Source organism: Bradyrhizobium sp. AS23.2 (genome assembly GCF_001908185.1).
GTDB lineage: Bacteria > Pseudomonadota > Alphaproteobacteria > Rhizobiales > Xanthobacteraceae > Bradyrhizobium.
The window spans coordinates 45,466-66,260 of sequence record NZ_LGHM01000051.1; the positions used below are offsets into that span (position 1 = coordinate 45,466).

Here is a 20,795-nt window from a genome sequence, read left to right on the forward strand (position 1 = left end):
GCAGTCGAACGGCGCGGTCGCGATGTCACGCCATCCCGAAAGGGAGAGCCGGCGGAACAATGAGGTGAGTGCTCGACGCATGTCCCAGATCGCCCTTGAAGCATCGCATGCATGGTCGCACGATTGATGTGGCTCAATCGAAGCATGGGACTCGATAGCCCGTCTGCCTAGCCGTTCACAGGCGCCGTGGCCGCAGCATCGGCGCCACGATGGAAATCCAACGCTCGACCACGCGGGTGTTGTATCTGGGGTCGCTGACATAGCGATCCTGGATCACGAGCCCGCGCAGCAACGCCCGGTGCATCACCATCAGGAGCTCGACGTCGTCATCATTTCCGCTCTCGGCCTCATAGGACTCGCGCGTCTGCGCATCATGCGCCCGATTCCAGGTCTGCAGGATAAGGTCGATACGATTGCGCAGCCCGGCATCGGTGCGCGCTGCGATCAGTATCTCCAGCAGCGCGCGATAGGATCCGGTGTTGACGAAATCGGTCCAGCCCGAACGTAAGCGTGCCGCGATGATCTCCGTATCGGTGCGGCCTGCCTCGGGTCGCACGGTGTGCGCACGGGCGAGCGGGCGCGCGAGCAGCGTCTCGACAACCGCCGCGATCAGCTCCTCCTTGGTCGGAAAATGATGCTGCAACGCGCCCTTCGACAGATCGGCGCGCTCGGCAACGCGGGTGATCGAGGTTTCAGCGTAACCGAATTCAACCAGGCACGAGATCGCCGCCCGGCAGATCGCGTCCTTTGCCTTCAGGCTTTTCGCTTCCTGTTTTCCGAGGCCCTGCACGTCCATCACCAAGCAGCCTCATCGCATTAAAAGCCAGCCGTATTGCTTTTTTTATGGTCCGCACCTATCGTCCGTCAAGCTTCAACGAAACAGGCCGGGAAGGCTGCGGCAGCCACGCCGGGAAGATTGGGCGGCGCGCAAGACCGCGCAGCGACCAGGGAGATTCGACATGCAGCTCACCCATGAGCACGAGGAACTGCGCCGGACCTATCGACGGGTCATCGAGGAAGAGATCAATCCGCACGTCAATGAATGGGAGGCGGCCCAGATCTTCCCAGCCCACGAGGTGTTCAAGAAGCTCGGAAATCTCGGCCTGTTGGGTGTCACCAAGCCGGTCGAGTATGGCGGCCTCGGTCTCGACTATTCCTACGGCGCCATCATCGACGAGACGTCGCAATACATCAATTGCGGCGGCATCCCGATGGCGATTGGTGTGCAGACGGATATGGCGACGCCGGCGCTGGCGCGGTTCGGCTCGCCGGAACTGTGCAAGAATTATCTCGCGCCGGCGATTGCGGGCGACATGGTGGCCTGCATTGGCGTGACCGAGCCTTCGGCCGGCTCCGACGTCGCCGCGATCAAGACCCGCGCGGTGCGCGACGGCGACGACTACGTGATCAACGGTTCGAAGACGTTCATCACCAACGGAACACAGGCCGACTGGATGTGCATGCTCGCCAATACCGGCGACGGCCCGGTCCACCGCAACAAGTCCCTGATCATCGTGCCGCTCAAGGAAAACGGCAAGCGGGCCAAGGGTGTCACCGTCGCCAGGAAGCTGAAGAAGCTCGGCATGCACGCCTCCGACACCGCCGAGCTCTATTTCGAGGACGTGCGGGTCCCGGTGCGAAACCGGATCGGCGATGAAGGCAAGGGCTTCGTCTACCAGATGAAGCAGTTCCAGGAGGAGCGCATGTACGCAGCGCTCGGCTGCATCACGAGCTGCACGCGCTCGATCGAGGAGACGATCGAATACACTCGCAACCGCAAGGCGTTCGGCCGGCCGATCATCGAGAACCAGGTCGTGCACTATCGGTTGTGCGAGCTGCTGACCGAGGTGGAGGCGCTGCGCGCTCTGACCTGGAAGGCCGTGGAGATCCATGTCTCCGGCGGCGACTGCACGCGGTTCGCCTCGATGGCGAAGCTGAAGGGCACGCGGCTCGGGCGCGAAGTCCACGACGCCTGCCTGCAATTCTGGGGTGGCATGGGCTACATGGACGAAACCCTGGTGTCGCGCCGCTATCGCGATGGGCGGCTCGGATCGATCGGCGGCGGTGCCGACGAGGTGATGCTCGGCATCATCGCCAAGCAGTGCGGCCTGCTGCCGGAGAAGTCGGGATAGGCATCATGGCGGCGCGGAGCGCGTTTCGCCGATCTTACCTGCGCTTTCAACGCACACGCCTGATGGATCGCCTTCGGACGACTACGGCGAGTTACGCTCAGACGCTGTCCGGCCCAGAGGACGATCTCTTTTTAGCTTTTTGAAAGAAATAGTCAGCTCATTCGTAAACCATTGCGATTTGCCGAGTTGACTTCGACCTACTCGAGAGCGGCGAAGTAAAGCCGCTGCAGAGCCGCCAATGTCACGTTCTGCGGTGTGGTCATCGTCACGATCTTGCCCGCTCACATCACATATATGTTGTCGGCTATGTTGTCGGCGATCGCATAGGTCCGCGCCGTGTTCTGTTCGACCAGGACGATCGTGCGCTCCCCCGGACAGTGAGGCCGCCAACTGAGATTGTCGGTCCCTCAGACAAGGCAGCAATTCGCAAACCTCTTCTAGATTGCGCTTGGCTTGCGTCCAGGAGCGCGTCGTGCAGTTCGTCGCCGCCGACAGCTTTACGTTGACGCGGTCGATTGGTCTTTTGGTCGGGCTGGCGGTCAGTGGCGTCGGCAGGCTTCCCGGCGCGTTGATTGGTGCGATCTTCCTGGTCTATGTGCCCAATGTTCCCCAGCATGTTTCTCCCCCACTTCGGAGGGCCCTACCCTTAGCGACGTCGCTCCCTCAAGCGCGCGACGACAAGTTCAAAGGCCTCTCGCGGCGAGCAATCCACGGCTCTCGGGTTTTCCGCCAGGATGTCGGTCACCGTCCGCATGAGCAGGCTCTTGACGTGATACTCCCTGCGCAGGCGGCGGACCTCGTCGATGTTCCGCGACGCCCGCGCGAAGGCCAGATGACGGGAAATCGCATCGTGCAGGGCCGCGATATCGTCCGGCCTGTCCGCAGCGGTCATGATCACTGGCGGCTCCCAGTCCGACGTCAGCCTCCGGCGCAATCTGGCGACCGCGCGGATCTCGCTTGCAATTCTCTCCGCGCCGGGCAGGTCCGCCTTGTTAACGACGTAGATATCGGCCATCTCGAGCGTTCCCGCCTTCATGGCCTGGACCTGGTCTCCGGATTCGGGGATGAGTACCAGGACCAGCGTATCGACCAGGGCCCGAACGGCGTATTCGGCTTGACCGACGCCCACCGTCTCCAGAATTACTTCGTCGAACGGGTAACCATCCAGCGTCGCCAGCACGTCGGCAATGTTGTCAGCAAGACCGTCATTCGCACCCCGGCTTGCCAGAGATCGAATGAACAACCGCGGATCGTCGGCAACTCCGTCCATTCGGATGCGATCGCCGAGGATTGCACCATGCGTGTGCGGGCTCGTGGGATCTATCGCCACAACGGCCACCGCCGCTCCGCTGTCGAGGCGCTGCCGCGCCAGACGGCCGATCAACGTGCTCTTGCCCGCGCCGGGCGGACCAGTGATCCCGATCCGGCTTGCACCGCCCGCGGTCTCGCGCATGCCGTCCAGGGCTTCCTCGACCGAAGTGTTGGCGATCCGCGAGAGCGCCCGGCCGAGCGCCCGCCGGTCCAGTTGTCCGTCCGCCTTGCTTGCAGCTGCTGCCACAGCCACCTACGCAGCCCTTACCGGCACGAGCACGCGCGCAACTTCTGCGACGACATCGTCAAGCCGCATCTCTGCTGTGAAGATGCCTATCACCCCCGCCTCCGTTAGCGCTGCGCGATCCTCGGCCGGAATCGTGCCGCCAACGAACACGGGAATGTCGCTGGCATCGAGGCTCCGAAGCTCCTGCATGGTCTCGGCGACCAATTCCTTATGGCTCCCGGAGAGCAGCGACAGACCGACCGCGTCGACGTCTTCGTCGACCGCAACACGCGCGATGAACCCCGGCGTCTTGCGCAGTCCTGTATAGATCACTTCGGCCCCGGCGTCGCGCAGCGCCAGCGCGATGATTTTCGCTCCGATATCGTGGCCATCAAGGCCGGGCTTGGCGATCAAAATCCGCTTTCCCTTGAGAGTGCTCATAGGCGTACTGGCTCCTGGAATTCACCCCAGCCCTTCTTCAGGCGACTCACGATCTCTCCGACGGTCGCGTAGGCGTGGCAGCAATCGATCAGATAGGGCATCAGGTTCTCGTTGTCTTTGGCGGCCGCGGCGGCAAGCTCATCGAGGCTCTTCGCGACCGCGGCGTTGTTGCGCCTGGCCCGAATGGCGTCGAATTTTTCGAGCACGCGTGCAGCGCCGGTCGGATCGAGCCTGAACACTTCGCCAAAGTCGTCCGTCTGGTTCTCGCGGCGGAACGCGTTCTGCCCGACGATGATCGTGTCGAGCGAATCGATCTTGCGACGCCGTTCCGTCGCCCGCTCCGCCAATCGCATCTGCAGCCAGCCATCCTCGATCGCCTTGACGACACCGCCATAGGCATCGATCTCGCCCATGACCTTCAGGATCTCCTCCTCCATCCGGTCCGTCAGGTGCTCGACATAGAAGCTGCCGCCGAGCGGATCGACCGTCTTCGAGATTCCGCTCTCATAGGCGATGATCTGTTGCGTCCTCAGCGCGATCTCGGCCGAGAACTCGGTCGGGATCTGGAACGCTTCGTCATATGCGCAGGTAAAGATCGACTGTGCACCGCCGAGCACGGCGGCCATCGTTTCAACCCCGACACGCACGATGTTGTTATAGGGTTGCGAGGCGGTCAGTGACGATCCGCCGCAGACGACACCAAAGCGGAAGTGCAGCGCCTTGTCATCCGTCACGCCGTAGCGCTCGCGCAAGATCTTCGCCCAGACGCGCCGCGCGGCACGAAACTTCGCCACTTCCTCGAAGAAGTCCATGTGGACGTAGAAGAAGAAGCTCAGGCGTTTCGCGAACTTGGTGGCGTCGCCCCCGCGCCGCAGCAGTTCGTCGACATAGGCAAGGCCATTCGCCAGCGTGTAGGCCATCTCCTCGACCGCGGTCGATCCGGCGTCGCGCACATGCGCACCGGCAATCGATATCGGGTTGAAACGCGGCGTGACATCGTTGGAGAATAGGATCGTGTCCGCAATCAGCCGCATCGACGGGCGCACCGGGAAAATCCACGTTCCGCGCGCCACATATTCCTTCAGGATGTCGTTCTGGATGGTGCCCGTGAGCTTCGCTCGCGGCACGCCCTGCTTGTCCGCACAGGCGCAATACATTGCATAGATGATCGCAGCCGTACCATTGATGGTAAAGGAGGTGGAAATCTTCGAGAGGTCGATGCCGTTGAACAGGATCTCCATCTCGGACAGATTGGACAGGGAAACCCCGACTTTGCCCACTTCGGCCCGCGCCATCGCATCGTTCGGGTCGTAACCACACTGAGTTGGCAGATCCAGCGCGACCGAAAGGCCCGTCTGCCCCTGGTCGAGCAGAAACCTGTAGCGGCTGTTGGAATCTTCTGCGGTACCGAAGCCGGAATACTGCCTGATCGTCCACAAGCGGCCGCGGAATCCGTCCGGGAAGATCCCGCGCGTGAAAGGAAACTGTGCTGGCTGGCCCGGATTCGGCTCGCGAAGCATTTCGGGCGTCGCGAGCACAGGAACGTCGATCCCCGAAGGCGTCCGCGGCGCCGGCGGCGGAATGTCGAGATCGTCGAGAGCGGCCGACTTGGCGGCTGTGGTCATGATATCCCCTCCCTATTGCGGCTGCGCAGGCGCCAACACCTTCGCCGCGGCATTCCAGTGATCGTCGTGCACCCAGCTCGTGACGAAGTGCTCGAGCTCCAGAGCCCGGCACCGCTCACGCGGCAGGCCCAGGCGCTGGGCGAGTGCAACCGCCTTGAAGCCGCGCAGCACGCGTGGCGCCTGGCGCCGCATCGGTGCGACGAACGCCTCAACGAATGTCCCAAAATCCTCGCCTGCTCCGGCCACCGCCTCCGCAAGCCCGATCGACATCGCTTCCGTGCCGCCGATGACGGCCGACCGACTCAGCAGGGACAACGCCCGTGCATGGCCCACCAGGCGCGCCAGATCGACGCCACCGCCCCACGAGGTCGAGATATTGATGCGCCCCTGAATGAAGCCGATCCTCGCATGGGCGGCCATCACACGCACATCGCAGGCGACCGCAAGCTCGGCTCCTCCACCAAGCGCATCACCGTTCAGCGCGGCGACCACTGGCAGCGGGAAATGACGAACTGCGTCGAGGGCCGCATGGGACTCGTTGGAGAATTGCCTGGACGCTTCGGTTTCGCGGATCGACTCGACCTCGCGCAAGTCCCCGCCTGCCGCGAAACTTTTGTCCCCCATTCCCGTGAGGACCGCGAGCCGGAGGTCCTGGCGATCGCGATGGGTGGCGAATGCCTCGCCGATCGCCGAAAGGACGGACCGGCTCAGCGGATTGCGCTTCCCCGGCCGATTGATGGTGACGCGCAAAACGTCATCATCGATCCTCGTCAAGACTTCGCCGTCAGCCATCCCAGCCTCTCCGATTTCCAGACCCGGCGAGCCGCGCCTTGCTTCCATTCAGTTCCGTTTTCGCTATCGCCATGTCTTGCGCTTCTTCCATCGGCGGACTCCGCGCACGCCCTTGTCCTTGATTCCAAGATAGAACTCCTTGACATCGTCCTTCTCGAGCAAGGCGGAAGCAGTGTCCGCCATGACAACCCGTCCCATCTCCAGGATGTAGCCGTAGTGCGCCACCTGCAGCGCCACATTGGCGTTCTGCTCGACCAGAACGATCGTGGTCCGGTCCTCGCGATTGATCCGGACGATGATTTCGAAGATTTCCTTCACGAGCTTCGGCGACAGGCCCAGCGAAGGCTCGTCGAGCAGGATCATCTTGGGCCTTGCCATCAGAGCCCGTCCGATCGCCACCATCTGCTGCTCGCCGCCGGACAGCATGCCGGCCGGCTGGCTCGCTCGTGCCTTCACGGACGGAAAGTATTCGAACACGCGCTCGAGGTCGGACGCGATCGCCGCCTGGTCGCGGCGGAGATAAGCGCCTAGCTGCAGGTTGTCCCTGACACTGAGGAACGGAAACAGCTCGCGGCCTTCCGGCACCAGGCTGATGCCGAGCCCTGCGACGCGGTTCGGATCCATCCGCTGGATGTCGCGTCCTTCGAACGCGACCGATCCCTTCTGCGGATCCATGAGGCCGCTGATGGTCTTTAGGATGGTCGTCTTCCCGGCCCCATTCGCGCCCAGGATTGTCACGATCTCGCCTTGCGTCACATCGAAGCTGACCCCGCGGATCGCCATCGTCGGGCCGTAATAGGTCTCGATGTTGCGCACCTCCATCAAATGGCCCATCGCATCATCCTCCGAGGTACGCCTTGACGACATCAGGGTGGCTCTGCACCTCGGCCGGCGTGCCGATCGTCAAGAGGCGGCCGGAGTTCACGGCCATGACGCGATCGGACACGTCATTCACCAGCGCAAGATCGTGCTCCACCATCACGACCGTGATGCCAAGATCATCGCGGAGATCGCGGATCCAGAAGGAGAGATCTTCAGTCTCCTCGACGTTGAGTCCAGACGACGGCTCGTCGAGAAGGATAAGCTTGGGCTGCGTGCAGAGCGCTCGCGCGAGCTCGATGACCTTGCGGACACCGTAAGGCAGGTCGCGCACCGGCGCATCGCGATAGCGCTGCAAATCGAGGAACTCGATCACCTCCTCGACACGGCGGCGGATATGCCTCTCGGCAACCCGAACGCGCGGCAGGAACAGCAACTCCTCCCACACCCTGGTCTTCCGGTGGGCATGCTGGCCCAGCAGCATATTTTGCAGCAGCGTTGCGTGCTCGAAAAGCTCCACGTTCTGAAACGTCCGCGCAATTCCGCGGCCGGCGATCTGGTGCGGCGGCGTATGCGTGATGTCGTCTCCATCGAAAACGAGCCGCCCTGCGGACGTGTTATAGATGCGGCTGATCAGGTTGAAGATCGTCGTCTTGCCTGCGCCATTCGGCCCGATGATGGTGAAGATCTCTCCCGGGGTCACGTCGAACGTGATGCCGTCGACAGCCTTGATCCCGCCGAAGTTGATCGCGAGATCGCGCGCCAGCAAGAGGGTCATTGCAGACGCTCCGTTCGCATATAGGTCTTCTGACGCTTGAACGTTGCGCTCTTGTACATGGGAAACTGCGAGAAGAAGAACTTGATCTTCCGCCACAGGCCGTTGAGCCCTTGGGGCTCCAGCAACACGACGAACACAAGGATCAGGCCGTAGATCCCCGGCTCCAGGGCGGGCTGCTGGGCGATCGCCGCCGGCAGGTAATCGCGTAGCAGCGCGATGACGGTTGGAAGCAGAACGAGAAAGATCGCACCGAAGATCGCGCCATGGATCGAACCGATGCCGCCGACCATCACCAGCATGAGGAGCTGGATGGACAGGATCGGCGTGAAGATGTCGGGCGTGAGATAGCCGACCTTGTGGGCGAACAGCCCGCCGGCAATCCCCGCGAGGAAGGCGCTGAAGGCGAAGGCGAGGACCTTGTATCCCGCCAGGTACACACCCATGCTCTGCGCGGCAATCTCGCTGTCGCGAAGCGCGATCCAGGCACGCCCCGTCGGCGCGCGCAACAGATTCAGAACTCCGAGGATGCAGACCACCAGGATCGACAGGCAGAGATAATAGAAGCCGGTCTCGCTCTCGATCGTCCTCCCGAAAAACTGCGGCTTCGGCACGGCGACGCCGCGCGAACCACCGGTCAGCACCTCCCACCGGACGAACACTTCCTGCGCGATGGCGCTGAAGGCAAGCGTCGCGATGGCAAGATAGAGCCCGCGCATCCGGATGGCCGGAACGGCGATGACGACACCCGCAACGGTCGCGGCAAGGCCGGCCAACAGCAAGGACGGCGCAAACGGGACGCCCCGCCGGATCAGATAGGTATGGACATAGGCGCCGATGCCGATAAAGGCCGCATGCCCGATCGATATCAGCCCCGCATAGCCGGTGAGCACCATCAGGGACAGGCCGGCAAGGGACCAGATGAACAGGAAGCTGACCTCGCCCACATAGAAGGGAGCAACGATGAGCGGCGCGGCAACGAGCGCGATGGCGAGCAGCGAGTACCAGAAGACCACGCCGCCGTGAGGAGCAAGGTTGATATCCTGGTCGTAACGGGTCTTGAAGATGATCCGCATGGTCTACACCTTCTTGCGCCCAACGGCGCCGAACAGCCCCTGCGGACACACCACGAGTACGGCGAGCAGGACGATATACCCTGCGGTGTCCTTGAAGCCCTGCGGCAGATAAACACCTGAGAAGAGATCGATCAGTCCCAGCAGGATTCCGCCAAGCACGGCGCCGGGAACAGACCCGAAGCCGCCGATGACCGCCGCGGCAAACGCCTTCAGACCGACCGCACCGAGATTGGTGTCGACCAGGCTGATCGGCGCCAGCATGACTCCGGCGATCGTCGCGACCACGGCGGACAGCGCCCACACGCCGGAGAGGACTCGCTTGACCGGAATTCCCATGCAGTAGGCGGCAAGCTGGTTCTGCGAAGCAGCCTGCATGGCAACGCCCATGCGGGTAAAGCGGAAGAAGCAGAAGAGCAGCAGCCCCAGGAGCACCGTCGTGGCCAGGATTGCAAGATAGACCGCCGACAGGACGACGCCTCCGAAGTGGAATGTCGTGGCGTCAAAGGGCGTCGGCAGGCTGCGCGTCTCGGGGCCCCAGACCATCGCAGCGCCGCTACGCATTACAACGCCAATACCGATCGTCAGCATCACGGTCGAAAACTGCGGCTGACCGACAATTCGCCGAACCACGACCATGTCGAGCAAGCCGCCGAACACGGCCATCGCGGCCATCGCGAGGACGAGCCCGACCCAATAGTTCAGACCGAACTGGACTACGAACGTGAACGCGGCGAAGGCGCCCAGCATCACCAGTTCGCCCTGCGCAAAGTTCACGACCTCTCCGGCCTTGTAGATCAGGACGAAGCCGAGCGCGACCAGCCCGTAGATGCAGCCCACCGCCAGCCCGTTGATGAGGAGTTGCAGAAACTCGGCCATCAGCCCGCCCTCGCGAAGGGACCGCCGCTGCACGGCGTGGCACGATCCGCACTTGCCGCGAACCGGACGCCCAGACCGGAACCGTCCATGAGCTTCTCCCCTGAACGTCCATCGATGTTCTGTTCCAGTGGCGCTTGCGCGACCCTACCGGCCAATGACGGTACGCATCGTCATGCTAATTGCATCATGACTGGCAAGTCAACTTTTATTCGACTGAACCCAAATTGCCGAACTACACACATCCGCTCGTCGCGCCAACACGAACCTCTGGGCATTTGGATTGAACCGCAGCTTCGCACTAATCGCCTGCAATTGCACTGCAACTATAGGGTTTTCTGACACACAACAATCGTCGATCAACTCCCCGTCGAAATTGCTGGAACGCCCGCAATTCCGCATCGCACACAACCGACAAAAAATGATCCATCAGTCATTTTTGTAGATTTAGTTGCCGAAAGCTGATATGACCTCGCAAAATTCAAGACAGGGAGGACGACAATGAACGTTGAAGGCAGGGTGGTCATCGTTACGGGTGCCGCTCGCGGAATAGGACAGGAATATGTGCGCGCACTTGCCGCGGCCGGCGCCCGGCCGGTCGCGGCGGACGTGAACGATTGCGAAGAAACCGTCGAGATTGCCAAAGCTGCCGGCGCCAAAGCGCTCGGCGTCAAATGCAACGTTACTGACACGTCCTCGACCGATGCGATGGTGCAAGCAGCTTCGAAGGCGTTCGGCCGGGTCGATGCGCTGATCAACAATGCAGCGCTCTATGGCGGCCTCCGCGGCGGTCGATTTGAGACCATCACCGAAGCCGACTGGGATGCGGCCATGGCCGTCAATGTCAAAGGCATCTGGAATTGCTGCAAATCCGCTGCGCCAGCCATGCGGGCGGCCGGTGGAGGCAGCATCGTCAACATCGCTTCGCTGGCGGCAACCTTCGGCACACCCTTCGTTTTGCACTACACGACGTCAAAAGCGGCGGTGATCGGCATGACACGGGGCCTCGCCCGTGAACTCGGCCGCGACAATATCCGCGTCAACGCTGTCGCGCCGAGCGCCGTGATCACCGAAGGAACGCGCGAATTCTTTGCCAGCAAGCTCGACAAGGCGCTCGATGTGGTCAAGGCCGGGCAGGCAATTCAGCGCAACCTTCAGCCATCCGATCTCTCGGGAACGATCCTTTGGCTGGTTTCCGACACATCGGCCTTCGTCACCGGGCAAACCATCTCGGTCGACGGCGGCACGGTGATGAACTGAGAAGCCAATCACAGGGGAAAGACATGTCCAAGACCGCCGCTGCCGAGGCAAACCCCGCAACCATTTCGCAAGCCACCCGCGACTTCATCGCCTCGCCTCGCGCGATGCTGATCGACGGCGAGTGGACCCAAGCCGTTTCAGGACGCACGCTCCCCGTGTTCGATCCCTCGAATGGCCAGCCAATCACGACAGTGCCGGCCGGATCCGCCGCCGATGTGGATCGAGCGGTAGCTGCAGCTCGCCGCGCCTTCGAGGGCGCGGAATGGCGAAAATTTCGACCCGTCGACCGCGAACGCCTGCTGCTGCGGCTCGCCGATGAGGTCGAGGCGCATGGCGACGAGCTTGCGGAGCTCGAATGCCTCGACAACGGGAAGAGCCTGGTACTGGCACGCCGCGTCGACCTGAAGAATACCGTCGAGTTCCTGCGCTACATCGCCGGCTGGGCCACCAAGATCGAAGGCACGACTGTTGACGTCTCCTTCCCGCGCCCGCGGGACGGCGAATATTTCGCCTATACCCGCAAGGAGCCGGTTGGTGTCGTTGGCGCGATCATTCCATGGAACTTTCCGCTGATGATGGCGGCCTGGAAGATCGGCCCTGCGCTTGCGACCGGCTGCACGGTCGTGCTCAAGCCCGCCGAGGAGACCTCCCTCACCGCGCTGCGGCTTGGGGAGTTGCTGCTCAAGGTCGGATGCCCGAAGGGCGTCGTGAACATCGTGACCGGCGAAGGCCCCGATGCCGGCGCCGCGCTGGCCTCGCATCCCGGGATCAACAAGGTGGCATTCACCGGTTCGACCGAAGTCGGCAAGCTCGTCGGCAAGGCGGCCATGGACAACATGACGCGGGCGTCGCTCGAACTCGGCGGAAAGTCTCCGGTGATCGTGCTCGAGGATGCCGATCCCGCCGCGGTGATCGGCGGGGCCGCAAGCGCCATCTTCTTCAATCAGGGCCAGGTCTGCACGGCAGGCTCGCGCCTCTACGTACAGAACAAGTTGTTCGACAAGGTGGTGGCAGGTATCGCCGAAAACGCCGGCAAGCTGAAGCTCGGCTCCGGCCTCGACCCGGCGACGCAAATTGCGCCGCTGGTCTCTGAGCGGCACCGCGACCGCGTGTGGAGCTATATCGAGGCAGGCATGGCGCAAGGTGCCCGTGCTGTGGCTGGCGCCAGCAAACCGGAGCAGCCCGGCTACTTCGTCAAGCCAACGGTCTTCGTCGATGCCGCAAACGACATGCGCATTGTCCAGGAGGAGATTTTCGGGCCCGTCCTGGTCGCAATGCCCTTCGACGACCTCGATGAGATCGCCTCCAGGGCAAACGACACGCCTTTCGGCCTCGGCGCCAGCATCTGGTCGCGCGATCTCAGCAAGGTTCACCGGCTGATCCCCAAGATCAAGGCCGGCACGGTCTGGGTCAACTGCCATAACCTGATCGATCCTGCACTGCCGTTCGGAGGCTATAAGCAATCGGGCCTCGGCCGCGAAATGGGACGCGCGGTCATTGATCTCTACACCGAGAACAAATCCGTCTGCATGGCGGTCTAGCACTCAGCGCATGCAGTGGACGTGAAGCATCTTGCGACCATAGACGAACTCGATCTCCCGGGCATCGTTCGCCCGGGAGACCGGATCATCTTCAGCCAGGGGACCGCCGAGCCACGGACCCTGACCGAGCGTCTGGTTGCACAGAAGGACGAACTGCCGAAGTTCGAGGTCTTTCTGGGCGCGCAATTCTCCGACACCTTTCATCCCGATCGTACCGCTGGAATCAGCTTTGCCGCATACGGCGCCCTCGGCAGAACCGCAGCGCTCGCCAAAGCAGGCCGGCTCAGCGTGATTCCTTCACACTACGGATGGCTGTGTCAGGCCTTCGCCAGGGGCGAGCCGCGGGCCGACATCGCATTTCTCCAGCTTTCGCCGGCTCAGGGTGGCAGGCGCTGCAGCCTTTCCCTCGCCAACGACATCGCAGCTCAGGCCGCCCTTCATGCGCGCGTCATCATCGCCGAGGTCAATCCGGACGCGCCGTGGACCTACGGCGCCGAGCTGCCGCGGTCACTGGCACCGCATTTCCTCATCGAAGCCAGGAACAAACCGCTCGAACTGCCGCCTCCTCGCGTCGGGCCGACCGAACAAGCCATCGGACGCCTGGTGGCCGAGCTCATTCCTGACGGCGCTACGCTGCAGTTCGGCGTCGGGACGATCCCCGACGCGGTGCTGGCTCAACTCTCCGGCCATCGCGACATCGGCATCCATTCCGGACAGATCGGCGACGGCGTCGTCCCGCTGATCGAACGGGGCGTGATCACCAACGCGAAGAAGCCGTTCAATCCGGGGGTGTCGGTGTGCGGCTCACTGTTCGGCACGCGCCGCCTCTACGATTTCGCACATCGTAATCCCGCGATCAGCGTCGGCCCGCCGACCGAAACCCACAACCTCGACATCATGGCGAAGATCGATGCTTTCGTTTCGATCAATTCGGCAATCGAAGTCGACCTGACCGGTCAGGTAAATGCCGAGGAGACCAACGGCACCTATATCGGAGGGCTCGGCGGACAGCTCGATTTCATGCGTGGCGCGAACGCCTCGAGAGGCGGCCGCGCCATCATCGCTCTACCCGCCACGGCACGCGACGGCGCCATCAGCAGGATCGTCCCGTCCGTCACCACGGTGACTTGTCCGCGCGGAGACGTCGACGCCATCATCACCGAATTTGGCGTCGCGGAACTGCGTGGAAAATCCCTCGAGGAGCGGCGCCGCAGCATGATCGCGATCGCCGCACCGCAATTCCGAGACCAGCTCGCGGCTCCACGGGAGTGACAGGCGGATGCAGCGCAAAAAGCTCCAGGAGAGTTCTCTTTCGATTGACAATGATCCATGAACCACCGATCATATTTCTCAAAAAACAAAGACCAGTTTTGCTGGAATTAGAGGGAGGCTGACATGGCAAGCGTTCGAAGGCGGAGGCCTACCGCGGCGGCGCAGACTTCGAGGACAGCCGCACCTCGCCTTCCGGTCTTCATGCGAGGTCACTAGCCGATGCTCGCGCCGACCGCAGAGACACCCTCCATGGTTGATGACGCACCTTATGAGGTCGACGGCTGCAACACGGTGCCCAGGCTGTTCTGGTCCCGAGTGCAGCAGCGCGGCGACGGCGTCGCGATGCGCGAGAAGGAATTCGGCATCTGGAACCCGATTACGTGGAGGGAATACGGAGAGCGGTCGAAACTGGCGGGACTCGGACTGAAGTCTCTCGGACTGAGCCGCGGCGACGTCGTGTCAATCATCTCCGAGAACCTTCCCGAGTGGCTCTACACGGACATGGGTACGCTCGGCGTCGGCGGCATCACCAACGGAATCTACACCACCGATTCGACCAAACAGGTCCAGTACATCGTCAACGACAGTCGCACGAAGTTCTTCTTCGCCGAAGACGAGGAACAGCTCGACAAGATTCTTTCCTCTCGCGACAACTGCCCATCACTGATCAAGATCATCGTCTACGATATGGAAGGCCTGCAGCGCTTCCGGGACGACCAGGTCATCTCCTTCGACGAACTGCTGCGGCTCGGCGCCGAATACGACCGGTCGCATCCCGGTGTGTGGGAACGGGAGCTCGAACTGGCAAACCCCGACGATCTCGCCGTGCTCATCTACACCTCGGGCACGACGGGACCTGCGAAAGGCGCGATGATCGCCCACCGCAACATCATTTTTCACATCGCGAATGCCGATGTGTTCTGCGAGAGCCAGCCCGGGGACGAACTGCTATCCTTCCTGCCGCTCTGTCACATCGCCGAGCGCAAGTTCAGCGTCTTTTATCCGCTCAAGACCGGCGCCGTGATCAACTTCATCGAAAGTCTCGATGCGGTACCGGAGAACGCGCGCGAGGTCTCCCCGACCTGGTTCTTCGCGGTGCCCCGCATCTGGGAAAAGTTCTATTCCGACGTGACCATCAAGATGTCGGACGCCACCTTCGTGGGCAAGGCCGCATATGGCGCGGCGATCGCCATCGGCAAGGCGCGGGCGCGGCGCAGCCTTGCGGGAGAGAATATCCCCTGGCACCTCACGGCCGCATTCTGGATCGCCGACAAGCTCATACTTCACAACATCAAGGTCTATCTCGGCCTGCGCCGAACACGCATCCTTGGCACTGGCGCGGCACCGATCTCTCCCGACCTCATCGGCTGGTACTTCGCGCTGGGGCTGGAGATGCGGGAAATCTACGGCCAGACCGAGAATACCGGCATCTCCACGGTGATGCCCAGACGCAAGAAACTCGGCACCGTGGGTACGGCCATCCCCGGCACCCAGGTCAAGCTGTCTTCGCAGAACGAGATTCTCGTACGCGGACCGCACGTGTTTCTCGGCTATCTCAACAACGAGGCCAAGACCGCGGAGACCGTCGTCGACGGCTGGCTGCACACCGGCGATGTCGGCGAGATAGACGGCGACGGCTACGTCAGGATCACCGACCGGATGAAGGACATCATCGTCACCGCCGGCGGCAAGAACATCACGCCATCCGAGATCGAGAACCACTTGAAGTTCTCGCCGTTCATTTCCGACGCTGTCGTGATCGGCGATCGACGAAAATACCTGAGCTGTCTCGTCATGATCGACCATGACAACGTCGTCAAGTATGCGCAGGACCGTGCCGTTCCGTTCACCAACTATGCGTCGCTGTGCGCAGCCAAGGAAGTGCGCGACCTGATCGACGGCGAGATCGCCAAGGTCAACAAGAACTTCGCGCGAGTCGAAACCATCAAGCGCTTCGCACTGATCGATCAGTTGCTGACCGCCGAGGACGACGAGCTTACTCCGACCATGAAGTTGAAGCGGAAATTCGTCAATGAGAAGTACAAGTCGCTCATCGACGCCATGTACGAAGAAAAACACTGACAAAAAACAGCGGGAGGATACATAATGAAGGGAATTTCAATCGTCGTTGGCATTGCCGTGCTGACCGCCTCGACAACGATCCGCGCAGACGAACTAGTCTGGAAGACCCAGGGTGTAACCAAGGATGAGATTGTTCTGGGCATGCACGCCGACCTGTCCGGCGTGGCCGCGACGTTCAGCGTAGGAGTCGTCAATGCGTTTCGCATGCGCATCGACGAGGTCAACGCCGCCGGCGGAATCAACGGACGGAAATTGCGGCTGGTCGTCGAGGATACCGGCTACCAGGTTCCGAAAGCGGTACAGGCTGCCAACAAGCTGATCAACCGGGACGGCGTCTTCGCCATGATCGGCAATCTCGGTACGCCGCAGAACAATGCTGTCCTGCCTGAACAGTTGAAAGCGGGCGTACCGAACATATTCCCGATCTCGTGGGCGGACTCGATGTCGAAGCCGTTCCATCCGCAGAAATTCGCCATCTATGCACCGTATTCGGACCAGATCCGCGCAGCCGTCAAGTACATGGTCGAAGCGAAGGGAAAGAAGACCGTGTGCGCGATGTACCAGGATACGGACTTCGGCAGCGAGGTGTTCAACGGCGCCAAGGCTCAGCTCGACGCCATGGGAATGAAGTTCGCCGAGGTCACAACGCACAAGCCGACCGACCAGGATTTCACGGCGCAACTGACGAAGCTGCGTGCAGCGAATTGCGACCTGATAGCGATGGGGACGATCGTGCGCGACACCGTCATCCCCTACTCGGCTGCTCGCAAGATGGGATGGGACGTCGACATGATCGGCACGTCGGCGAGCTATGATCTCGCCATCTCCGGCGTGCAGGGCGGCAGCACCGAGGGCTACTATACAGCGGGCTTCTTCGACGCTCCCTATGCCGAGAACGCCCGGCCGGCGGCGTCTGCCTGGATCGCGCAGTACAAGAGCCGGTACAACACCGATCCGACCATCCAGGCTGCGATCGGCCAGGTGATCATCGATCTGACCGTAAAGGCGATCGAGAACGCCGGGCCGGACCTCACGACGAAGAAGTTCGTCGAAGGGATGGAGAAGATTCAGAACTATCAGGACGTCTTTGGCGGGCCGCCGCAGGGCTTTTCCGCGACCCAACATGTCTCGTCGCATGCCTCGGTCATCTATCGGGTCGAAAAGGGACGCTGGGTCCGCGTCGCTGACGGCGTGGTGGGCTCCAAATAATCCGGACGTGGTCCGCGGGGACATCGACCGGAAATGACATTTGCGTGCGGCGGCATACAGCCGCCGCCGGATTGATCGAACGAACGGCGTCGCGAGCGACGTCCAGAATGGCGCGAGGAACAATGCAACATTCGACACAGGTAGAACTGATCAAACGCGTCTTCGACATGCACGATCGAAAATCGACGTCGATGGGCGACAGCATGTATCGCAATCCTATTTCCGATTACACCTGCATGGATCAGGCGAAGCTGGAACAGAAGCAGCTGTTCCGCGATCATCCGCTTGTGATGTGCCTGTCGGCGCAAATTCCCAATCCCGGCGATTACATGACGGACGAACTGTCCGGTGTGCCGGTCCTCGTCACGCGGAATGCGGAGGGGAAAGTGCGCGCCTTTCTCAATGTCTGCCGGCACCGGGGAGCCCAGGTCGCCCAGGGCTGCGGCTCCGGGAAGAAGATGTTCGTTTGCCCCTATCACGCATGGAGCTACGATCTCGAGGGACGGCTGCGCTCGCGCGGCCCCTCCGACGCATTCCCTGATATTTCGGCCGACAACGCCAGCCTGGTGCCGCTTCCCGTAGCGGAAAAGCACGGCATCATCTGGGTCAAGACCTCGCCGGGCCCCGATATCGATACAGATGAACTCCTTCAGGGACTCGGCCCCGAACTCGCATCGTACAAACTCGAAACGACCAACCACTACCGCACTTCCAATCTGCACAAGCGCATGAACTGGAAGCTCGTCATCGACACGTTCCTCGAGACTTGGCATATTGGGACACTGCACCGGAAGACCGTTGCGTCGATCTTTCAGCCCAATATCAACGTGTTCGACGCGTTCGGACTCAACGGGCGCTTCATTTTGCCCCGGCGCAGTATCCTCGAACTGCGCGACAAACCCGAATCCGAGTGGGACCTGCTGAAGCACTCGGCAATCATCTATCTGCTGTTTCCGAACACGCTGATTGTCTGGCAGGGCGACCATATCGAGACGTGGCGGTCATTCCCGCAGGGTCTCTCGACGGAGGAGTGCATTGCAGAAGCCGCGCTGTACGCGCCCGAGCCCGCGACCACCGAGGAGGCGAAGCGGCATTGGGACAAGAATATGGACCTGCTGCTCGCCACCGTCGAACATGAGGACTTTCCGGTTTGCATCGACATGCAACGCGGCTTCCGCTCCAATGCGCAAAGCTACATCACCTTCGGCTGCAACGAGCCCGGCCTGACCCATTATCATCACGGGATGAGATCGCTCCTGGGCCTGAAAGAGGCGCCCGCGGCTCGCTGATGGCCAACCAGAGCTGCTGGCTTGCGGGACACAACCAGCCGAATCGACGGCAACTGCAGGCCGCCGTGAACCATATCCGCAAGCCGTCACATGCGATCGGCAGGGCCGCCGAATACGCCCCCTCCCCGGGGGCTTTGCTCGGCATTCCATTTGCGGTAGACAACCAACAGCGATTCCGGAGCTCCGGCGGTGAAATCTGAACGGCGGACACGAAAGCTTCCTCTCGTAAAGAAGCTGGGAAGAGCGCAAAAGCTGACGCGTGCGGAGAAACAGAGCCATATCCGCGCGGCGTTGCTGGATGCGGCAGCCAAGGTCGTCGGCGAAGTCGGCTATTCGGCGGCGATGGTATCGACCATCACGCGTCGCGCCGGTGTTGCCCAGGGCACCTTCTACAACTACTTCAGCTCGCGACAGGATCTCTTCGATCAACTACTGCCCAGCATGAGCAACGAGATGCTGGGATTTATCAATCAGCGCTCGTCGCACGCGGCGAATGATGTGGCGCGAGAGAAGCTTCGCTTCGAGGCTTACTTCGCCTACCTGCTTGCGCGGCCCGAGTTCTACCGCATTCTGTACGAGTCGGAGCTGTTTGCGCCTGAGGCATTCCAAAAGCATATCCAGGTCATTGCGCAGGGCTATCAGCGGGTGTTGCGGCGGGCGACCAATGCGGGCGATGCGCGCGCTGTCGATCCTCGCGAGTACGAAGTCATTGCGTTCATGTTGATGGGGGCGAGAAAGTATCTCTCAAGCCGTTTCGTACGATCTAACGACTCGATCCGGGAGTTGCCGGACTTCGTCACGAAGGCCTATATGCGCTTCGTTTGCAACGGCTTCTGGGACGAGCAGGCGGACGATGCAAGCCCTTCGCTGTCAAGGCAGACAAAGAAGAAAGTGTTGGCGCCCGAGGGCCTGCTGCGAAGCGAGAAAGCCTGACCGTTATCTTTCCACCGGAAATTCGGCTGGTGTGCGCGCGCAGCCGTCCACTAACCGCGCAATCCTTCCGGACAGCCAGGTTACACCATACAGGACAACGGACATTCCATAACCGCCCATTATGCGATGTTGCTCTACTCCAGAGCCAATCATGTGACATTATTGCATTTTGGTCGAATTTTCGGAGTCCGCAGATTGATCGTTCCTCACTCCTTGGTAGACCCGCGCGGGGGCGCTTCTAACAAGGAGAGCACATGCGAATATCACTCCGCGAGACGCCCATCACGCATTTTGATCCGGTCCTGTGGTGCCTCTTCGAACTTCGCTTTGAGAGCTCCGAACTGGCATTGAGAGCCATCAGTGAAGAGCCTTCAACGATTTCGCCGCTGATCATGCAAGCAACAGGGGGTGCTTCCTCAGCCGAGCGATGGCAAGATGGTTCGTCCCCGACCGAGCTTCGCCGTCTCTGTCTCGACATCCGGCAAAGGCTCCACGAGGCACCGCGAATTCGTAATGGGTGTCGGCGAGATGAACCGCTTGGAGTTCATCAACTTTCTCACCTGCGCATGTAGAGCGCTTGCGACCTACAGCGCAGATGGCGCCATTCACTTCGTCTGTATGGACTGGGCGCACAGCGCCGAGCTTTTAGAGGCCGGCCGCGACGTGTACAGCGGCGGCCTGAAGAATATATGCGTCTGGACCAAGCACAATGCCGGAATGGGCAGTCCTTATCGTAGCCAGCATGAAATGATCTTGGTCTTCAAATCCGGTCTTGCTCCACATAAAAACAACATTCAGCCCGGTCGGCACGGACGTAACCGCAGTAATGTCTGGGCATACCCCGGGATGAGCGACTTCCGTCGATCAACCGATGAGGGGCCCCGGCACAGGCTGCATCCGACCGTGAAGCCGGCGCGGCTTGTCGCTGACGCCATACTTGACTGTTCCTCGCGGGATGACGTCGTTCTCGACGGCTTTCTCGGGAGTGGCACGACGATCATCGCCGCAGAGCGAACAGGCCGTCGTGGCTTTGGAATCGAAATTGACCCGATCTATGTTGATGCCGCGGTGCGGCGTTGGCAAAATTTCACTGGCGAACGAGCCCTGCTGTTTGGCTCAGCCGAACCATTTTAACCTGC

18 protein-coding genes are annotated in these 20,795 nt (G+C 61.5%); 9 read left to right on the plus strand and 9 right to left on the minus strand.

Going from position 1 to position 20,795, the window contains the following annotated elements; translation table 11 throughout:
• Nucleotides 1–175: 175 nt before the first annotated feature.
• Nucleotides 176–796, minus strand: a complete 621-nt coding sequence (locus AC630_RS12320) for a TetR/AcrR family transcriptional regulator (protein ID WP_074118798.1) — start codon at nt 794–796, stop codon at nt 176–178.
• Between the two features lie 163 nt (nt 797–959).
• Between AC630_RS12320 and AC630_RS12325 the strand changes: the two genes are divergently transcribed.
• Nucleotides 960–2,132 (plus strand): acyl-CoA dehydrogenase family protein, encoded by a 1,173-nt coding sequence (locus AC630_RS12325; RefSeq protein WP_074118799.1) that lies wholly within the window; start codon nt 960–962, stop codon nt 2,130–2,132.
• A 646-nt stretch (nt 2,133–2,778) separates the two neighbouring features.
• On the opposite strand, the gene meaB is transcribed toward AC630_RS12325, so the two are convergent.
• The 8 genes from meaB to AC630_RS12365 form a co-directional block, all read right to left on the minus strand.
• A complete protein-coding gene (gene meaB / locus AC630_RS12330; protein ID WP_074118800.1) occupies nt 2,779–3,696 on the minus strand; it encodes a methylmalonyl Co-A mutase-associated GTPase MeaB in 918 nt (305 codons plus the stop codon).
• Nucleotides 3,697–4,083, minus strand: a complete 387-nt coding sequence (locus AC630_RS12335) for a cobalamin-dependent protein (RefSeq protein WP_245330351.1) — start codon at nt 4,081–4,083, stop codon at nt 3,697–3,699. It lies immediately after the preceding gene.
• 23 nt (nt 4,084–4,106) lie between these two features.
• Nucleotides 4,107–5,735: an acyl-CoA mutase large subunit family protein gene (locus tag AC630_RS12340; protein WP_074118802.1), complete on the minus strand. Its 1,629-nt coding sequence runs from the start codon at nt 5,733–5,735 to the stop codon at nt 4,107–4,109.
• A gap of 12 nt (nt 5,736–5,747) precedes the next feature.
• A complete protein-coding gene (locus AC630_RS12345; RefSeq protein ID WP_074118803.1) occupies nt 5,748–6,527 on the minus strand; it encodes an enoyl-CoA hydratase/isomerase family protein in 780 nt (259 codons plus the stop codon).
• Between the two features lie 63 nt (nt 6,528–6,590).
• Nucleotides 6,591–7,361 carry an ABC transporter ATP-binding protein gene (locus AC630_RS12350; RefSeq protein ID WP_074118870.1) on the minus strand — a complete coding sequence of 257 codons (771 nt, stop codon included), beginning with the start codon at nt 7,359–7,361 and terminating at the stop codon, nt 6,591–6,593.
• Nucleotides 7,362–7,365: 4 nt separating this feature from the next.
• On the minus strand, nt 7,366–8,124 hold the full coding sequence (locus AC630_RS12355; protein ID WP_074118804.1) for an ABC transporter ATP-binding protein: 759 nt from the start codon (nt 8,122–8,124) through the stop codon (nt 7,366–7,368).
• Entirely contained in the window at nt 8,121–9,197 is a 1,077-nt protein-coding gene (locus tag AC630_RS12360; protein WP_074118805.1) for a branched-chain amino acid ABC transporter permease, read from the minus strand. The genes AC630_RS12355 and AC630_RS12360 overlap by 4 nt, the downstream gene beginning before the upstream one ends.
• A 3-nt stretch (nt 9,198–9,200) precedes the next feature.
• Nucleotides 9,201–10,073 carry a branched-chain amino acid ABC transporter permease gene (locus AC630_RS12365; protein ID WP_074118806.1) on the minus strand — a complete coding sequence of 291 codons (873 nt, stop codon included), beginning with the start codon at nt 10,071–10,073 and terminating at the stop codon, nt 9,201–9,203.
• Nucleotides 10,074–10,571: 498 nt separating this feature from the next.
• Here AC630_RS12365 and AC630_RS12370 point away from each other — a divergent pair, with 498 nt between their 5' ends.
• The 8 genes from AC630_RS12370 (at nt 10,572) to AC630_RS12405 (ending at nt 20,790) form a co-directional block, all read left to right on the plus strand.
• Complete coding sequence (locus tag AC630_RS12370; protein WP_074118807.1) at nt 10,572–11,330, plus strand: SDR family NAD(P)-dependent oxidoreductase; 759 nt, start codon at nt 10,572–10,574, stop codon at nt 11,328–11,330.
• Nucleotides 11,331–11,353: 23 nt separating this feature from the next.
• The gene (locus AC630_RS12375) at nt 11,354–12,871 is read left to right on the plus strand and encodes an aldehyde dehydrogenase family protein (protein WP_074118808.1); all 1,518 of its coding nucleotides are present in this window, start codon (nt 11,354–11,356) and stop codon (nt 12,869–12,871) included.
• A 21-nt stretch (nt 12,872–12,892) separates the two neighbouring features.
• A complete protein-coding gene (locus AC630_RS12380) occupies nt 12,893–14,143 on the plus strand; it encodes an acetyl-CoA hydrolase/transferase family protein (protein ID WP_074118871.1) in 1,251 nt (416 codons plus the stop codon).
• 249 nt (nt 14,144–14,392) lie between these two features.
• Nucleotides 14,393–16,225 (plus strand): AMP-dependent synthetase/ligase, encoded by a 1,833-nt coding sequence (locus AC630_RS12385; RefSeq protein WP_074118872.1) that lies wholly within the window; start codon nt 14,393–14,395, stop codon nt 16,223–16,225.
• 24 nt (nt 16,226–16,249) lie between these two features.
• On the plus strand, nt 16,250–17,434 hold the full coding sequence (locus AC630_RS12390) for an ABC transporter substrate-binding protein (protein WP_074118809.1): 1,185 nt from the start codon (nt 16,250–16,252) through the stop codon (nt 17,432–17,434).
• A gap of 71 nt (nt 17,435–17,505) precedes the next feature.
• Nucleotides 17,506–18,723: an aromatic ring-hydroxylating oxygenase subunit alpha gene (locus tag AC630_RS12395; RefSeq protein WP_208867003.1), complete on the plus strand. Its 1,218-nt coding sequence runs from the start codon at nt 17,506–17,508 to the stop codon at nt 18,721–18,723.
• Nucleotides 18,724–18,912: 189 nt separating this feature from the next.
• Nucleotides 18,913–19,656: a TetR/AcrR family transcriptional regulator gene (locus AC630_RS12400; RefSeq protein ID WP_074118811.1), complete on the plus strand. Its 744-nt coding sequence runs from the start codon at nt 18,913–18,915 to the stop codon at nt 19,654–19,656.
• A 513-nt stretch (nt 19,657–20,169) separates the two neighbouring features.
• Nucleotides 20,170–20,790 (plus strand): DNA-methyltransferase, encoded by a 621-nt coding sequence (locus AC630_RS12405; protein ID WP_074118812.1) that lies wholly within the window; start codon nt 20,170–20,172, stop codon nt 20,788–20,790.
• Nucleotides 20,791–20,795 lie beyond the last annotated feature (5 nt).

What these genes read in the sequence shown, in the direction of transcription:
- AC630_RS12320 (WP_074118798.1), bottom strand. Translation starts at nt 796, where the DNA reads ATGGACGTGCAGGGCCTCGGAAAACAGGAAGCGAAAAGCCTGAAGGCA.
- AC630_RS12325 (WP_074118799.1), top strand. Translation starts at nt 960, where the DNA reads ATGCAGCTCACCCATGAGCACGAGGAACTGCGCCGGACCTATCGACGG.
- AC630_RS12340 (WP_074118802.1), bottom strand. Translation starts at nt 5,735, where the DNA reads ATGACCACAGCCGCCAAGTCGGCCGCTCTCGACGATCTCGACATTCCG.
- AC630_RS12345 (WP_074118803.1), bottom strand. Translation starts at nt 6,527, where the DNA reads ATGGCTGACGGCGAAGTCTTGACGAGGATCGATGATGACGTTTTGCGC.
- AC630_RS12350 (WP_074118870.1), bottom strand. Translation starts at nt 7,361, where the DNA reads ATGGGCCATTTGATGGAGGTGCGCAACATCGAGACCTATTACGGCCCG.
- AC630_RS12355 (WP_074118804.1), bottom strand. Translation starts at nt 8,124, where the DNA reads ATGACCCTCTTGCTGGCGCGCGATCTCGCGATCAACTTCGGCGGGATC.
- AC630_RS12360 (WP_074118805.1), bottom strand. Translation starts at nt 9,197, where the DNA reads ATGCGGATCATCTTCAAGACCCGTTACGACCAGGATATCAACCTTGCT.
- AC630_RS12365 (WP_074118806.1), bottom strand. Translation starts at nt 10,073, where the DNA reads ATGGCCGAGTTTCTGCAACTCCTCATCAACGGGCTGGCGGTGGGCTGC.
- AC630_RS12370 (WP_074118807.1), top strand. Translation starts at nt 10,572, where the DNA reads ATGAACGTTGAAGGCAGGGTGGTCATCGTTACGGGTGCCGCTCGCGGA.
- AC630_RS12375 (WP_074118808.1), top strand. Translation starts at nt 11,354, where the DNA reads ATGTCCAAGACCGCCGCTGCCGAGGCAAACCCCGCAACCATTTCGCAA.
- AC630_RS12385 (WP_074118872.1), top strand. Translation starts at nt 14,393, where the DNA reads ATGGTTGATGACGCACCTTATGAGGTCGACGGCTGCAACACGGTGCCC.
- AC630_RS12390 (WP_074118809.1), top strand. Translation starts at nt 16,250, where the DNA reads ATGAAGGGAATTTCAATCGTCGTTGGCATTGCCGTGCTGACCGCCTCG.
- AC630_RS12405 (WP_074118812.1), top strand. Translation starts at nt 20,170, where the DNA reads ATGGGTGTCGGCGAGATGAACCGCTTGGAGTTCATCAACTTTCTCACC.